The sequence below is a fragment of the Rhizobium phaseoli genome, from assembly GCF_003985125.1.
Lineage (GTDB): Bacteria > Pseudomonadota > Alphaproteobacteria > Rhizobiales > Rhizobiaceae > Rhizobium > Rhizobium phaseoli.
In genome coordinates this window covers 378,203-392,825 of sequence record NZ_ML133567.1, presented here as the reverse complement: position 1 = coordinate 392,825, position 14,623 = coordinate 378,203, and the positions used below count along the sequence as shown (strand labels likewise).

The 14,623-nt window shown below is 61.9% G+C and carries 13 protein-coding genes; 8 read left to right on the top strand and 5 right to left on the bottom strand.

Features of this window, described 5'->3' with window-relative positions:
* Positions 1-8: 8 nt before the first annotated feature.
* Entirely contained in the window at positions 9-650 is a 642-nt protein-coding gene (locus EFD56_RS07465; RefSeq protein ID WP_010009019.1) for a carbonic anhydrase, read from the top strand.
* Positions 651-744: 94 nt separating this feature from the next.
* On the top strand, positions 745-2,367 hold the full coding sequence (locus EFD56_RS07460; RefSeq protein WP_085743521.1) for a GGDEF domain-containing protein: 1,623 nt from the start codon (positions 745-747) through the stop codon (positions 2,365-2,367).
* A gap of 51 nt (positions 2,368-2,418) precedes the next feature.
* Here the strand turns inward: EFD56_RS07460 and EFD56_RS07455 are convergent, their stop codons facing one another.
* From EFD56_RS07455 to EFD56_RS07445, 3 genes are all read right to left on the bottom strand, one after another.
* Positions 2,419-3,243 (bottom strand): lytic murein transglycosylase, encoded by an 825-nt coding sequence (locus EFD56_RS07455; RefSeq protein ID WP_126905002.1) that lies wholly within the window; start codon positions 3,241-3,243, stop codon positions 2,419-2,421.
* A 169-nt stretch (positions 3,244-3,412) separates the two neighbouring features.
* Positions 3,413-4,447, bottom strand: coding sequence for an aspartate-semialdehyde dehydrogenase (locus tag EFD56_RS07450; protein WP_012485662.1), 1,035 nt, complete (start codon positions 4,445-4,447; stop codon positions 3,413-3,415).
* 112 nt (positions 4,448-4,559) lie between these two features.
* A complete protein-coding gene (locus EFD56_RS07445) occupies positions 4,560-4,766 on the bottom strand; it encodes a hypothetical protein (RefSeq protein ID WP_064828762.1) in 207 nt (68 codons plus the stop codon).
* Between the two features lie 91 nt (positions 4,767-4,857).
* Between EFD56_RS07445 and EFD56_RS07440 the strand changes: the two genes are divergently transcribed.
* From EFD56_RS07440 to EFD56_RS07420, 5 genes are all read left to right on the top strand, one after another.
* Positions 4,858-6,612, top strand: a complete 1,755-nt coding sequence (locus EFD56_RS07440; RefSeq protein WP_085743520.1) for an alkaline phosphatase — start codon at positions 4,858-4,860, stop codon at positions 6,610-6,612.
* A 211-nt stretch (positions 6,613-6,823) separates the two neighbouring features.
* A complete protein-coding gene (locus EFD56_RS07435) occupies positions 6,824-7,285 on the top strand; it encodes a hypothetical protein (protein WP_085743519.1) in 462 nt (153 codons plus the stop codon).
* Between the two features lie 7 nt (positions 7,286-7,292).
* Positions 7,293-7,985 carry an ABC transporter ATP-binding protein gene (locus tag EFD56_RS07430; protein WP_010002209.1) on the top strand — a complete coding sequence of 231 codons (693 nt, stop codon included), beginning with the start codon at positions 7,293-7,295 and terminating at the stop codon, positions 7,983-7,985.
* Positions 7,982-9,253, top strand: a complete 1,272-nt coding sequence (locus tag EFD56_RS07425) for an ABC transporter permease (RefSeq protein WP_085743518.1) — start codon at positions 7,982-7,984, stop codon at positions 9,251-9,253. Before EFD56_RS07430 ends, EFD56_RS07425 begins: the two co-directional genes overlap by 4 nt.
* 237 nt (positions 9,254-9,490) lie before the next feature.
* A complete protein-coding gene (locus EFD56_RS07420; protein WP_085743517.1) occupies positions 9,491-11,377 on the top strand; it encodes an MFS transporter in 1,887 nt (628 codons plus the stop codon).
* Between the two features lie 39 nt (positions 11,378-11,416).
* Here the strand turns inward: EFD56_RS07420 and lpxE are convergent, their stop codons facing one another.
* Complete coding sequence (lpxE, locus tag EFD56_RS07415) at positions 11,417-12,169, bottom strand: lipid A 1-phosphatase LpxE (RefSeq protein ID WP_184330876.1); 753 nt, start codon at positions 12,167-12,169, stop codon at positions 11,417-11,419.
* 206 nt (positions 12,170-12,375) lie between these two features.
* Complete coding sequence (gene leuB, locus EFD56_RS07410) at positions 12,376-13,488, bottom strand: 3-isopropylmalate dehydrogenase (protein ID WP_010024973.1); 1,113 nt, start codon at positions 13,486-13,488, stop codon at positions 12,376-12,378.
* 168 nt (positions 13,489-13,656) lie between these two features.
* Here leuB and EFD56_RS07405 point away from each other — a divergent pair, with 168 nt between their 5' ends.
* On the top strand, positions 13,657-14,589 hold the full coding sequence (locus tag EFD56_RS07405) for a pyridoxal-phosphate dependent enzyme (RefSeq protein WP_037115952.1): 933 nt from the start codon (positions 13,657-13,659) through the stop codon (positions 14,587-14,589).
* Positions 14,590-14,623: the final 34 nt, after the last annotated feature.

The following is a 14,623-nucleotide window of genomic DNA, read 5'->3' as shown; positions in this document are numbered from 1 at the left end:
CCAGAAGCATGCAGCGTTTTCCAAACACCCTTCTGGACGGTTATCGCAACTTTATGAACGGGCGTTATGCCGATGCCCGCGACCGGTATCGGCAACTCGCCGAAAACGGCCAGAGCCCGAGCACGTTGGTGATTGCCTGTTCGGATTCACGTGCGGCTCCCGAGCTGATTTTCGATGCCGGTCCGGGCGAGCTGTTCGTTATCCGCAACGTCGCCAATATGGTGCCGCCCTACGAGCCGGACGGTCACTTCCATTCGACATCGGCGGCGCTTGAATTTGCGGTACAGGCACTGAAGGTCACGGATATCGTCGTGATGGGTCACGGCCGCTGCGGCGGCATCCGTGCCGCACTCGATCCCAATGCCGAGCCATTGTCACCGGGCGATTTCATCGGCCGGTGGATGTCGCTGGTCAAGCCGGCCGCCGAGCAGATCCAGAGCAATGACGTGATGACGGCGGCCGAGCGGCAGACGGCGCTGGAACGTGTTTCTATCCGCAACTCGATCGACAATCTCAGAAGCTTTCCCAATATCAAGGCGCAAGAGGAAGCGGGAGATCTTCATCTCCACGGCGCCTGGTTCGACATATCGACGGGTGAACTCTGGGTTATGGACGCCGAGACGCGTGACTTCATTCGTCCCGAGATCTGAGGACCGACGGGTTTATCAGTTTTTTAAGGATTGTTGTTAAGCTGCCGGAATTGGTCGCGCACGACCGACGTCTTGATCACCGTGGCGATTGGCGATGAAGTTCGAAACCATCAAAAAGGTTATCCTGGCGGCTATCATGCTGCCCTTCGTGTTCATGCTGATCGAAGGCGTCGTCGTCATCCGGACTTCGCTGACGCAATACAGGAACCTCGAGAAAGACCGACAATTCGCTGACGTGCTTGCCCGCGGTGGGTCCATCGCCGCAACCGAGATCCTCAGCGAAATTGGTGCCACGCGCGAATATCTGGCTTATCCCAGCAGCCGGACTGTAATCGACATGCAGCGAAGCCGGGCGACACTCGATGACGAACGTCGGGCCTTCTATGCCAGCCTGCCTGCCCGCAATGTGCTCGACGAAGGGCTCGTCGACGAATTATCTGCTCTCAGCCTCGCCTATAGCCGCATCGTCGCCGCCCGAAGTGCGGTCGACCAAGGCCGATATAATAACGGCAGCGATCCGGGTTCCATCTATTGGTACGCGGCCCTCAAGCAGCTTGCCGTCGTCGATGCTCTCTCCCCGCTGATCAACGATCCTGTGCTGCTCGAGAAATCGAACCAGCTGATGGGCATCATGCTGACCTACTACGGCGAAAGGCTGATCACCGGCATCGGCACCCGTTACCTCGACCGCGGCCCTTTGGCCAGATTTCCGGTGGAGTTGTTCGTGCAGGGAAAAGTGATGATCGGCGAGGGCATGGATCACATGGTCTTCCACTCCGCGACGCCGATCGAGCGCGATATCGTCAGCTATCTCGGTCGCAGCAGCCAGGTGAAGGCGAATGCCATCACCGATGCGATCCTCGCCGGATCGCGGCCGACGCGCGCAGTACATGACGTCTGGGCCGCGGCGCAGAACGAGCGCATGAGTTTCCTGCAGCAGAAGATGATCGAGGCCGCCAGAGACATTCATGACACCGGCGAGAACTTTTCGACGCGTTCGCACCTGCACCTGACGCGGATTCTGGCGCTGTGTGCTGGTCTGCTGATCCTCGCCACTTTGGTGTTGGTGCTGGCGGCACGCGGTCTGCGCCTGATCGACCGGCTGACGCAAGATCGCGAGGCGCTGGTAGGGGAGTTGCGCAACGCTGCCCAGACCGACCTCTTGACCGGCCTGTACAACAGGCGCGGCTTCGAGGTCGCCGCGTCGGCGCTTCTTACCCAGGCCGAACACGGATCGCGCTGGATATCCGTCGTGCTGTTCGATCTCGATCATTTCAAGAAGATCAACGATCTCAACGGTCATGACGCCGGCGACGCCGTGCTTCGCCATGTCGCGGGCGTCGCGCGCGAGAATTTCCGTTCCTTCGATTTGCTGGTGCGTCACGGCGGCGAGGAGTTCCTGGCGCTTCTGCCGGATTCGACGCCAGACGACGCTGCAGTCGTCGCCGAGCGAGTGCGGCTGGCGATCGAGCTGGCGGAAATCGCTTTACCGAGCGGCGAGCGGCTCAAGGTCACGGCGAGTTTCGGATGTGCCGGCCGGGCAAACGACGGCGCAAGCCGGAACTTCGAGGATCTTGTCAAACGCGCAGATCTGGCGCTTTACGCCGCCAAGGCCTCCGGCCGCAACTGCGTCGTTTCGGGGCCGGTCGTCCCGGCTCCGCCGCAGGAGGAGCGCCGCAAGGCGGCTTCTGGCGGTGGTTTCGATTCCCGCCTATGAAAAACGCCGCATATTGCAGCGGCGTTTCGCTGGGCCGTTGTCTATGCAGGCTTATCTGCCGCCGTCGATCTGCTGGCCGATATAGGCAATCGCCTGCTGATAGACGCTGGCAGCGTTCCAGCCCTGGATGGCAACGAAATTCGGCTCTCCCGGCTGATAGCCGGCGCCGGCCCGCCAGCCATGGCCCTTGAGAAAATTGGCGGTCGAGGCCAGCGCATCGGCGCGGGAACCGACCATGTCGACACGACCGTCACCATCGCCGTCGGCGCCGAACCGCACGACGTTCCTCGGCAGGAACTGCGTCTGGCCGATTTCACCATGGGCGGCGCCCTTGGCCTGCGGGCTCAGATAACCTTCGGAGACGAGCTGGAGCGCGGCATAGAGCTGGTCGGTGAAATAATCCGAACGACGGCAGTCATAGGCAAGGGTCGAAACAGCCGACAGCGTGTGCTGATTACCCATATAGCTGCCAAAACCGGTCTCCATGCCCCAGATGGCGATCAGCGGGCCGGCGGGAACGCCGAAGCGACGCTCGATCGAGGCAAAAAGCGCCTGGTTGGCCGCCTTCATCGAACGGCCGCGGGAAATGACGGCGGCACCACCGCGCTTCTGCATGAAGGCGTCGAAGGACAGCTTGAAGCTTTTCTGGCCGCGGTCGGCGGCAATCGTCGGCTTGTTGTAGTTAACGTTGGCGAAGGCACGGTTGAGCACCGACTGGCTGACGCCGTTCGCGGCTGCCGTCTGTTTGAAATCGGCGACCCAGGCGTCGAAGCCGGCACTGGTATTGCCACATTGCGGTCCTTGCGCGAACGCCGGAACCGCATGGAGGACGCCGATTGCCGCAGCGGCCGCCAGAAACAACTTTGTCATGCGCATTGAGAAACCCCGCTCTCGATCTGCATAGCTTTTAGGCGGGCAAGAGAATGCCAGTCACCCGCGATTTTGTCACGATCACCTTTTAGCGAACGCTTACACAGCTGTATTTGCTTGGAAAAGCCCCGCTCATCGAGCAGGGGCTTTAACAGCTTATGGTTTACAAATGGTATCAGGCGGCCTGCTTGCGCGGCTTGACCAGGCCACGATTGACCAGCAGCTCGGCGATCTGAATGGCGTTCAGCGCCGCGCCCTTGCGCAGGTTGTCGGAAACCACCCACATATTGAGGCCGTTTTCGACCGTCGCATCCTCGCGGATGCGCGAAATATAGGTCGCGTCCTCGCCGGCGGATTCGTAGGGCGTGATGTAGCCGCCGTTCTCGCGCTTGTCGATGACGAGGCAGCCCGGTGCATCGCGCAGGATGTCGCGGGCCTGGTCGGCGGTGATTTCGTTTTCGAATTCGATGTTGACCGATTCCGAATGGCCGATGAAAACAGGTACGCGCACCGCGGTGCAGGTCACCTTGATCTTCGGGTCGAGCATCTTCTTGGTCTCGGCCAGCACCTTCCACTCTTCCTTGGTGTAGCCATCTTCCATGAAGCTGTCGATGTGCGGGATGACGTTGAAGGCGATGCGCTTGGTGAACTTCTTGTTCTCGATCGGATCGGCGACGAAGACGGCGCGGGTCTGGTTGAAGAGTTCGTCCATGCCGTCCTTGCCGGCGCCGGAGACCGACTGGTAGGTCGAGACGACGACGCGCTTGATCTTGGCGAAGTCATGCAGCGGCTTCAGCGCCACTACCAGCTGGGCGGTCGAGCAGTTCGGATTGGCGATGATGTTGCGCTTGGTGAACTGGCTGATGGCATCCGGGTTCACTTCCGGCACGATCAGCGGCACGTCGGCGTCGTAGCGCCAGGCCGAGGAATTGTCGATGACGACGCAGCCCTGCTGGCCGATCTTCGGCGAAAACTTCTTGGAAACCTCGCCGCCGGCCGACATCAGGCAGATGTCGGTGTCGGAGAAATCGTAGTTCTCCAAATTGGAGACCTTCAATGTCCGGTCACCGAACGACACCTCGGTGCCCTGCGAACGTGCCGAGGCGAGTGCCACGACCTCATCGGCGGGAAAGCCTCGTTCGGAGAGGATGTTGAGCATCTCCCGACCGACATTTCCGGTCGCTCCCGCAACTGCTACTTTGAAACCCATTTCTCAAGCTCTCTTTCTCTTCTCTCCTCTTGTCCGGTGAGGGGGAAAGGCGCGACGGATCGCGTCTTCCTGTCCCCAGCCGAGCCGGGGAGAGAGCGGCAGGCCAGAGACGTCAGACGGTTTTCGTCGTCGTTTTGGCCTTGGTTTTGGCAGAAACCGGAACGGCAATATCCACCCCGGCAACTCGTGCCCGGTCATTGCATGCGGCAATGGCGTGTTCGTCGTGAACCATGGAGATTCCTTTTCCGCTGTTGCTCTTAGAAGGTTTTCCACAGGAGTCAAGGTTTTTGCGTCGGCGCTCGCAGGCGGAAGGAGCGATGTCGTCCTGCGGCGTTTTGTCATGCCGCTGTCATCACCCGGGGGTATCCCGGCTCGGTTGTTAATATCTGCACCGAAAACGGGGGTTTTCCATGCGTATGCTTCTCGCCGCCTTTGCGGCCACCACCATTCTCGCCGGCGCCGCTCAGGCGACGACGGTCTACCCGCTTGATCGCGCGACGATCCTCGCCGGCTCGCCGTTCGACTTCAAGGTCGAGCTCGACAAGCAGGTTAAGCCGGAAGACGTGAAGATCACCGTCAACGGCCAGGATTACAAGACCGTCCTCGGTGGCGAAGCGCAGTTCATCGAATTGGAAAAGGGCAAGGAAGACAAGCCCCTCGGTTCCGCTCTGCTGCTGCGCGGCCTGAAGATTTCCGCTCCCGGCGCCTACAAGGTCGAGGTCGCTGCCGGTGACGCAACGAAGTCCGTCACCTGGAACGTTTACGAAACCGCCGGCCAGCCCAAGGCCAAGAACATCATCTTCCTGCTCGGCGACGGCCTTTCCGTCGCCCATCGCACTGCCGCCCGCATCATGTCCAAGGGCATGACCGAAGGCAAAGCGAATGGCCGTCTGAACATGGACGATCTCGATCATATGGCCTTCATCGGCGTGTCGTCGACGAACGCCGTTGCCACGGACTCGGCCAACACCATGTCGGCCTACATGACGGGCCACAAGACGGCCGTCAACGCGCTCGGCGTTTATGCGGACCGCACGCCGGCCTCGCTCGATGATCCGCGCGTCGAAACCATTGCAGAAGCCGTTCGCCGCATGACCAAGAAGTCGATCGGCATCGTCGCGACGGCTGAAGTCGAGGACGCCACGCCGGCTGCCGTTGTCTCTCACACCCGCAACCGCAACGACAAGGCGGACGTGGTCGGCATGCTGCTCGAGGTCAAGCCGGAAGTCCTGCTCGGCGGCGGCTCGGCCTATTTCCTCGGCAAGGAAGTCGCCGGTTCCAAGCGCAAGGACAACCAGGATTACATCAAGCTGTTCCAGGATGCCGGCTACAAACTTGCGACCGACAAGAACGAGCTTGCCGCCAATGCATCGGTTGATGGCAATCTGCTCGGCCTCTTCCACACCGGCAACATGGACGTCACGCTCGATCGCGAATTCCTGAAGAAAGGCACCGTCGACAAGTTCCCGAACCAGCCGGGTCTCGTCGACATGACCAAGGTTGCGCTCGAGCGCCTCGCGAAGAATCCGGATGGTTTCTTCCTGATGGTCGAAGGTTCCTCGATCGACAAGATGTCGCATCCGCTCGATTGGGATCGCGCCGTCTTTGAAACCATCGAATTCGACCAGGCGATCGGCGTTGCCCGTGAATTCCAGAAGGCGCATCCGGATACGCTGATCGTCGTCACAGGCGACCACACGCACGGCGTCTCCATCATCGGCACCGTCGATGACGAGAAGCCCGGCACGGAAATGCGCGAAAAGGTCGGGACCTATGCCGAAGCCGGCTTCCCGAACTACAAGGACGAAAACGGCGACGGTTACCCCGATAAGGTCGATGTCAGCCGCCGCCTCTTCCTCGCCGCCAATAACGGCCCGGATCATTACGAGACCTTCCGCCCGAAGCTCGACGGTCCGTTCGTTCCGGCCGTACAGAACGAGAAGAAGGAATATGTCGCCAACGAGCAGTATAAGGATGTTCCCGGCGCGGTCTTCGTTCAGGGTAATCTCCCGAAGAGCAGCGAGAGCGGCGTCCACGCCGTCGACGACGTCGTTCTGCAATCGGCCGGCCCGGGCGCTGAAGGCTTCCATGGCTACATGGAACAGAGCGATGTCTATCGCGTGCTTGCCGACACCTTCGCTCTCGGCGCCAAGCAGACGAACTAATCTCTAGATGCGGATGATCTTAGGCCGGATCGGCCTAAAATCTGAATCCGCATCTAATCAAAAAAATAGAGCATGATGTTGTCCGAAAACCGCTCACACTTTTCGGCATCATGCTCTGGCCGATCCCGCAAGACCGCTTGCCGGCCTTGCGTCTTTTGTCGATCATGGTCCCGGCCGTTCAGCGGCTGGGATTTGTTTCCCGGAGGTCGCCATGGACATATTAACTTCGCTGCATCTCAGCCGCCGCCGGCTGATCGGCGCTGCCGTTGCGCTTCCCTTCGCCGCTTCGATCGCTCGCGCCGCCGACGCTTCGCTGAGCTTCGACGAACTCTACGGCAAATTCGGCGTGCTCGGCCTCGAATTCTCCGACAAGGTGAAGCGTCTTGCCGGCCGGGAAATCAGTATGAGGGGTTTTATGGCGCCACCCCTCAAGGCCGAGGCGCAGTTCTTCGTGCTCACCGAAGTGCCGATGTCGCTCTGCCCCTTCTGCTCCTCGGACGCGGACTGGCCCGACAATATCGTCGTCGTCTATCTCGGCGAAAAGCAGACCTTCGTTCAGCCGCGCCAAACGATCGAAGTGCGCGGCACGCTGGAATATGGTTCCTGGACGGATCCGGAAACCGGCTTCGTCAGCCTGCTGCGCATCCGCCAGGCCGAATATTTCGCCGTGTGAATCCGACATGCTCGCGCTCGATATCGAAAACCTTGACGTTACCTTCCCGGGTCTCGCCTCGCCGGCGCTGGCGATCGGCCGCCTGTCGATCGATGCCGGCAGCAGGGTCGCGATCACCGGGGCGTCCGGCTCCGGGAAGAGCACCTTCGTCAATATCGTTGCCGGCCTGGAGCGGACGCGCCGGGGCCGCATCCGCTGGAACGGCGAGGATATCGCCGCTTTTTCGGAAAGCCGGCGCGACCGGTTCCGCGCCGCCAATATCGGCCTGGTGATGCAGGAGTTTCATCTTTTCTCGGGCCTGTCGGCACTTGAAAACGTGCTCCTGCCCGCCCGGCTTGCCGGCGCCGCCACGGCCGCTCTCATCGAGCGGGCGCATTCGCTTTTGAACACGGTCGGCCTGTCCCGCCCCGGCCAGACGATCGAGACCATGTCGCGTGGCGAAATGCAGCGCGTGGCGATCGCCCGTGCGCTGCTGCGCAAACCCGGCGTCATCATCGCCGACGAGCCGACCGCAAGTCTGGACGCCGAAAGCGGCGAGGCTGTGGGCGATCTCATCCTCGATCTTGCCGTTGCCGAAGGCAGCACGCTGATCATCGTTTCGCACGATCAGCGCCTCGCGGGCCGCCTCGACCGGCGCATCATCTTCGGCTCCGGCCGGATCAAAGAGGATTCCGCTGCGACGGCGGGGGAAGCTGCATGATCCGCTTCATCCTTGCCGATCTTCGCCGCCTCTGGGCGGGATCGCTGGTCGTCGTGCTGCTGGTGGCGCTTGCGACCGCGCTCGGCGTTTCCGTCGTCCTGCAGGAGCGGGCGCTTCGGCTCGGCAGCGCGCGCGCCGCCGACAAGTTCGACCTTGTCATCGGCGCCGGCGGCAGCGAGACGCAACTCGTGCTGTCCTCCGTTTTCCTGCAGCCCTCGCCCCTGCCGCTGATGCCGGGCGAGGTGCTGGCCAGGCTTGCCGCCGATCCGCGTGTCGATTGGGCGGCGCCGATCGGCTTCGGCGATTCTTTCTCCGGCTATCCGATCGTCGGCACGACGGTGATGCTGGCAGACAAATTGTCCGGCGGCTTTGCCGAGGGCAAGGTTTTCGCGCATGAGGGAGAGGCGGTGATCGGCTCCGCGGTCAGGCTCTCGCTCGGCGATGAAATCAAGCCGATGCATGGTTCGGCCGAAGAAGGGGGCGAGACCCATACCGAACTCGTCTATCATGTCGCCGGCCGCCTGCGGCCGACGGGCACGGCCTGGGACCGGGCCATTCTCGTTCCCATCCAGGCCGTCTGGCATATTCACGGGCTGGAGGCGAATGAGCGTTCGGAGGGCGCCGAGGCGGCCGGGCACGATCACGCTCGGGACGGCGTCGATCACGACGAGCACGAGCATCACGGCAAGCTCGACCCGGATGCCGCGCTCAACGAGACCTGGACGGCAGATACGCCGGGCCTTCCGGCCATTCTCGTCAAGCCGAAGACGATCGCCGCCGCCTATAAGCTCCGACAGGACTACCGCAGCGGCAATACTGTCGCCGTCTTTCCCGGCGAAGTGCTGACCAATCTCTATGCCACGCTCGGCGACGCCAAGCAGATTCTCGTGGCGGTCGCTTCCGGCGCGCAAGCGCTCGTCGCAGCCTCGCTGGTGCTCGTCACGGTCATCCACATCGGCCAGCGCCGCCGCCAAATCGGCGCGCTCAGAGCTTTCGGCGCGCCGCGCGGAGCGATCTTCGGCATCGTCTTCCTGGAATTCTTTTTCCTGGTGGCGGTCGGCATCGCACTTGGATTCGCACTCGGTTTTGCTGCAGCGCTGATCTTGTCCGGCCTATTCTCCGAGACGAGCGGCATCGCCATGCCGGTCGGATTTTCCGGCGAAGATGCTGGACTTGCGGCCGTGCTGCTTGCCTTTGCCGCCATTCTCGCCGCATTGCCGGCGGTGCTTGCCTATCGGCAATCGCCGGCCCAGGCGCTGAGAGCCTAGCAGTTCCACCGTCACGGCCTGAAGACCCTCTGAAATTCTATTGCCGGAAGAGGGGCCGGCCGGCAGCCGGACCGGCAAGACAAAGCCTGCCGTCATTAGACTAAAGTCATAATCCCAAAGCATCCCTCTTTTTGATCTGCCGTTTCTGGCACACTCTCGTCAGGCGTGTCGCGGCCAGGGGTATGCTTGAGGAGAGCAGGCCGCGCGCGTTGCTCATCACTCTGTGGAGGACAGACAATGGCAAATGTCGCAAGCATCGACGGCGCGAAGGCCGGTCCGATGACCGGCGAGGAGAAGAAGGTCATCTTCGCCTCTTCGCTCGGCACCGTTTTCGAATGGTATGATTTCTATCTCTACGGTTCGCTCGCCACCTATATCGGCGCGACCTACTTCACCCAATATCCCGAGGCGACGCGCAACATCTTCACGCTGCTCGCCTTTGCCGCCGGCTTTCTGGTGCGTCCCTTCGGTGCGCTGGTGTTCGGTCGTCTCGGTGATCTCGTCGGCCGCAAATACACCTTCCTGGTGACGATCCTGATCATGGGCATGTCGACCTTCCTCGTTGGTATCCTGCCGGGAGCCGCCAGCATCGGCATCGCCGCTCCGATCATCCTGATCGGTCTGCGCCTGCTGCAGGGATTGGCGCTCGGTGGTGAATATGGCGGTGCGGCAACCTATGTCGCCGAACATGCGCCGAACGGCCGGCGCGGCTATTTCACCTCCTGGATTCAGACGACGGCAACGCTCGGCCTGTTCCTGTCGCTGATCGTCATCATCCTGGTTCAGTCGCTGATGGGGCCGGTGCAATTCGCTGCCTGGGGCTGGCGCATCCCGTTCCTGGTGTCGGTCGTGCTGCTCGGTATTTCGGTCTGGATTCGCCTGAAGATGAACGAATCGCCGGCGTTCCAGCGCATGAAGGCAGAAGGCAAGGGCTCCAAGGCGCCGCTGACCGAAGCGTTCGGGCAGTGGAAGAACGCCAAGATCGCACTCATCGCGCTGCTCGGCGCCACCATGGGCCAGGCGGTCGTCTGGTATGGCGGCCAGTTCTATGCGCTGTTCTTCCTGCAGAACGTGCTGAAGGTCGACCTCTTCTCGGCCAATGTCATGGTCGCTATTGCGCTCTTCCTCGGCACGCCATTCTTCGTCATCTTCGGCGGCCTCTCCGATAGGATCGGCCGCAAGCCGATCATCATGGCGGGCCTTCTCATCGCGGCGGTGACCTATAATCCGCTGTTCAAGGCGATGACCTGGACGGCAAACCCGGCACTTGCCGAAGCGCAGGCCTCGATCCGCGCAACGGTCACGGCCGATCCGGCGGACTGCAAGTTCCAGTTCAACCCGACGGGCACGGCGAAATTCACCAGCTCCTGCGACGTGGCGACGGCGTTCCTGACCAAGAACTCGGTGCCTTATGACGTCGTGCCCGGCCCCGCCGGACAGCCGGCGACGGTGAAAGTCGGTAACGCGACGGTTTCGAGCTTCGACGCCGCTGCTGCGGGCGACAAAGCGAAGGGCATGACCGCCGCCTTCGAAAAGAGCATCAACATCGCTCTTCACGATGCCGGCTACCCGCTGAAGCGCGGCGTCGCCAAGGTGCCGGATGCCAAGCTCGATGCCTTTATCGCCGCCAATCCGGAACTGGCGCTCAATGCCGAGGCCGTGCGCGCCGGCGAGAAGGAAACCATGCCGGCAGCCAAGCTGGTCGAAGGCAAGCTGCTGACGGCGGATGAGGCCAATGGCGTCACCGACATGGCGGTCTACAACATCGCCAACGGCGGCACCTTCGCCATGGTTGCCGACCCGGCCCGCGTCAACTGGATCGGTACGATCGCCATCCTGTTCGTCCTGGTGATCTATGTGACGATGGTCTATGGCCCGATCGCGGCACTGCTGGTCGAGCTCTTCCCGACCCGCATCCGCTACACCGGCATGTCGCTGCCCTATCACATCGGCAACGGCTGGTTCGGCGGATTGCTGCCGGCGACGGCCTTTGCGATGAGCGCTGCGGCAGGCGATATCTATTACGGTCTCTGGTATCCGATCGTCTTTGCGGCGATCACCCTGGTGATCGGCCTGATCTTCCTGCCGGAAACGAAGAACAGGGATATCCACGCGATGGATTGATCCGCCGCAGGTGAGACGCTTGAATAAACAGCCCGGCGCTCACAAGGCGCCGGGCTTTTCCATGTCAGGGAAAAGCCGTTTTGCGATCGGCCAGCCGTCCGGCGCCAGCTTGAAGAGCAGGCCGCAACGGGCATAGACGATCGCCGTCAGCAACGAGAACCAGCCGCCGAACGCAAGACCGGCGATGACATCGCTCGGATAATGGGCGCCGACCATGACGCGCGTCATGCCGAGCCAGACGGCGCAGGCGATGAACAGGACGCGGTAACGCGGGAGCAGCAGGGCGGAGGCGGCGAAGAAGGCGCCAACCGTGGTGGAATGGCCGGAGGGAAAACTTTCGAAAGCGGCATGGCCTGAAAAAGGCGTGAAGGAAAACATGCCCAAATCGTGGAAATGATCGGGACGCGCCCTGCCGATCGCCCGCTTCAGCAGATTGGCGAGGAGACCTGAGAGGACCACGGTGGTGAAGAGATAGGCGCCGATCCAGCTGACATAGAGCGCCTGAGCCCTGGAGCGTGCCGTCTTCAAAAGTTTGTAGCCGGCCCTGCCCTGAAAGAAGAGCAGGATGCTGGTGTAGATAAGCCAGGCGGAATCGCCGAAACCGGTCAGAGTCTGGCCGAGCTGTTTCACCGGCGCGGGAAATTCGCTGGCGCCGATCGGCGCATCGAAGAGCAGCATGGAAAGGATCACGGCATTGAGCGTGATGAAGAGGCAGGCCTGCCAGCGCAAAGGCGGCATGCCGACGCCGTTGCGGCGCCAGCGCCTGTCCAGGGAAGCCCAAAATGCCCGCATTCCATCGTCCGTTCGAATGTGCATGGCCGAAAATCGATGCCAGTTCTCGGTCGTGCGCTCGTGAAATCCGGCGCAAAAATACACGAGATTGTGGCCGAGGATAGTCCGGTTCGGAGAATTCGACCAAGCGGTGCGGCCGCCGACCTCAGATAAAAAGGCCCTCCGCATGGAATGCGGAGGGCCGGTACTGTTTCACGTGAAATATATCAGGCGGAAAGCGTCTTGAACTCGGCAAGGATCGCATCGCCCATCTCGACGGTGCCGACCTGCCTTGCGCCTTCGGCCATGATGTCGCCGGTGCGGATGCCCTTGTCGAGCACGTTGGCGATGGCCTTTTCCAGGTCGTCGGCTTCCTTGACCAGATTGAAGGAGTAACGCAGGCACATGGCGAAGGAGGCGATCATGGCGATCGGATTGGCGATGCCCTTGCCGGCAATATCGGGGGCCGAGCCATGCACCGGCTCGTAGAGCGCCTTGCGCTTGCCGGTCTTGCCGTCCGGCGCGCCGAGCGAGGCCGACGGCAGCATGCCGAGCGAGCCGGTCAGCATGGCGGCGACGTCGGAGAGCATGTCGCCGAACAGATTGTCGGTGACGATCACGTCGAACTGCTTCGGCTGTCGCACCAGCTGCATGCCGCCGGCATCGGCGAGCATATGTTCGAGCTGGACGTCGGAATATTTCGCCTTGTGCGTCTCGGTCACCACTTGGTTCCAGAGCACGCCCGACTTCATGACGTTGCGCTTTTCCATGGAGCAGACGCGGTTCTGGCGCGTGCGGGCCATTTCGAAGGCGACACCGGCGATGCGTTCGATCTCGTAGGTATCGTAGACCTGCGTGTCGATGCCGCGCTTCTGGCCGTTGCCGAGATCGATGATTTCCTTCGGCTCGCCGAAATAGACGCCGCCGGTCAACTCGCGGATGATCAGGATATCGAGTCCTTCAACCAGTTCCGGCTTCAGCGACGAGGCTGAGGCCAGGGCCGGATAGCAGATGGCGGGGCGCAGGTTGGCAAAGAGCTGCAGATCCTTGCGCAGGCGAAGCAGACCGGCTTCCGGGCGCACCTCATAAGGCACGCTATCCCATTTCGGGCCGCCGACGGCGCCGAACAGAACGGCATCGGCGGCAAGTGCCTTCTGCATGTCGGCTTCCGAGATCGCCGCGCCATGGGCATCATAGGCGGAGCCGCCGACGAGGCCTTCGTCGGTGACGAAACCGGCATTCATCGCCTCGTTCATATAGGCGATGATCTTGCGGACCTCGCCCATCGCCTCGGGACCGATGCCGTCACCCGGCAGCAGGAAAAGATTGCGCGCTGTCATGGAGCCCTCCTGGAAAAACAAGCTGCGGCTTCTTAGACCCCGGAAATGGGCATTTCAAGCGAGAGAACGGGTGAATCGGTACGCTTCGCTCTCAGCCCCGACGGTTGCTCCGACCCCTTCAACTGGAATAGAACGGTAGGCTCCAGCATTTATTTCCGGAATGTTTCCATGCCTTCAGCGCCTCTTCATCTCGACACGCCTCTGGCTCGAACAGCGCCTGATTACAGCGCCAGCGGCAAGCCGCTCTGGCTGAAGCTCGATGCACTGCAGCCCTCCGGCAGCTTCAAGCTGCGCGGCGTCGGCCGGCTTTGCCGGCACGAGGTGGACAATGGCGCGCGCGAGATCTTCTGTGCTTCCGGCGGCAATGCCGGTATTGCCGCGGCCTATGCCGGCCGGGCGCTCGGCGTGCCGGTCACGATCGTCGTTCCGGAGACGACGGCGGCCGATGTCCGGCAGACGATTGCCGCAACCGGCGCCAATGTCCTCGTGCACGGAGCCGTTTTCGACGAAGCCAATGCCCACGCGGTCGAACTCGCCGGCAGCCGCAAGGCAAGTTATGTGCATCCTTTCGACCATCCGCTTCTGTGGGATGGCCATGCGACGCTGATCGACGAAGTGGTGGCGAAGGGTGCGAAATTTGACTGTGTCGTCACCAGCGTCGGCGGCGGCGGGCTGCTTGCCGGCATTGTCGAGGGGCTGAAGCGAAACGGGCTGCCCGACGTGCCTGTGATTGCCGTCGAAACCGAAGGGGCAGCTTCGCTGCATGAGAGCCTCAAGGCAAATGAGCGCATCGCCCTGCCCGCAATCACCTCGATCGCCACATCGCTCGGCGCGCGGCAGGTGGCCCCGCATGTCTTCGACCTGCCGAAACGGCATCCGATCGAAAGCGTTCTCGTCAGCGACGCCGACGCCGTTGCCGCCTGTCTGAAATTTGCCGATGCACAGCGCATCCTGGTCGAGCCGGCCTGCGGTGCTGCCCTTGCCGTTGCCGATGTGCATGCCGGGCTGCTGGCCCGCTTCGACAATCCGCTGATCGAAGTCTGCGGCGGCATCGGCGTGTCGCTGGAAAAGTTGAGGCTCTGGAAAGAGAAATTTCTCTGATCTCTAAAGCGCGTCGCGTTTTCTCAGATTCGGT

What these genes read in the sequence shown, in the direction of transcription:
- EFD56_RS07440 (WP_085743520.1), top strand. Translation starts at nt 4,858, where the DNA reads ATGCGTATGCTTCTCGCCGCCTTTGCGGCCACCACCATTCTCGCCGGC.
- EFD56_RS07450 (WP_012485662.1), bottom strand. Translation starts at nt 4,447, where the DNA reads ATGGGTTTCAAAGTAGCAGTTGCGGGAGCGACCGGAAATGTCGGTCGG.
- leuB (WP_010024973.1), bottom strand. Translation starts at nt 13,488, where the DNA reads ATGACAGCGCGCAATCTTTTCCTGCTGCCGGGTGACGGCATCGGTCCC.
- EFD56_RS07430 (WP_010002209.1), top strand. Translation starts at nt 7,293, where the DNA reads ATGCTCGCGCTCGATATCGAAAACCTTGACGTTACCTTCCCGGGTCTC.
- EFD56_RS07455 (WP_126905002.1), bottom strand. Translation starts at nt 3,243, where the DNA reads ATGCGCATGACAAAGTTGTTTCTGGCGGCCGCTGCGGCAATCGGCGTC.
- EFD56_RS07405 (WP_037115952.1), top strand. Translation starts at nt 13,657, where the DNA reads ATGCCTTCAGCGCCTCTTCATCTCGACACGCCTCTGGCTCGAACAGCG.
- lpxE (WP_184330876.1), bottom strand. Translation starts at nt 12,169, where the DNA reads ATGCGGGCATTTTGGGCTTCCCTGGACAGGCGCTGGCGCCGCAACGGC.
- EFD56_RS07460 (WP_085743521.1), top strand. Translation starts at nt 745, where the DNA reads ATGAAGTTCGAAACCATCAAAAAGGTTATCCTGGCGGCTATCATGCTG.
- EFD56_RS07420 (WP_085743517.1), top strand. Translation starts at nt 9,491, where the DNA reads ATGGCAAATGTCGCAAGCATCGACGGCGCGAAGGCCGGTCCGATGACC.
- EFD56_RS07435 (WP_085743519.1), top strand. Translation starts at nt 6,824, where the DNA reads ATGGACATATTAACTTCGCTGCATCTCAGCCGCCGCCGGCTGATCGGC.
- EFD56_RS07425 (WP_085743518.1), top strand. Translation starts at nt 7,982, where the DNA reads ATGATCCGCTTCATCCTTGCCGATCTTCGCCGCCTCTGGGCGGGATCG.
- EFD56_RS07465 (WP_010009019.1), top strand. Translation starts at nt 9, where the DNA reads ATGCAGCGTTTTCCAAACACCCTTCTGGACGGTTATCGCAACTTTATG.